Annotated in this window: 1 protein-coding gene; it reads right to left on the reverse strand. The window is 38.2% G+C overall.

Annotation, left to right across the window (positions count from 1 at the left end):
- Positions 1-105: 105 nt before the first annotated feature.
- On the reverse strand, positions 106-432 hold a 327-nt coding region (locus AC27JP_RS20325), incomplete at its 5' end, for a hypothetical protein (protein WP_487117763.1).

Genomic DNA, 432 nt, shown 5'->3' on the forward strand with positions numbered 1-432 from the left:
TAACGCCCTGTTAAGGGGCAAATTGTAGTTGGCTAAAATGTGAAGCGAAGCGGAACCAGCCAACTGTTATTTGTCCCACTTGAACAGCTTGTTATGTTTTGATTACTACGACATACCTATTATCCAAGGCATAGTAATACCTAAACTAACCGACGATACTCCAAGGATAAACTTTAGGTGGTTCATAGAACTACATTTGGAATACATATATACCCCAGAAAAAAATGCAAGTACCGACCACATGGCAGACCCCATAAAATATACGCGAAGTGCACTTTGATTTAGTGACGTTGTATAAGCAGGGCCTGCAATAAAATTTAAAAGGAGTGCGACGAATACACCCATAAAGGGTAAAAAACCTATCATAAAAATTCTTTTATTAAGCACCCATTTCTTCATATGTGCATCCATTCGATTAAAAACATAACGCCC

The organism is Colwellia sp. SU-HH01172 (assembly GCF_057553355.1).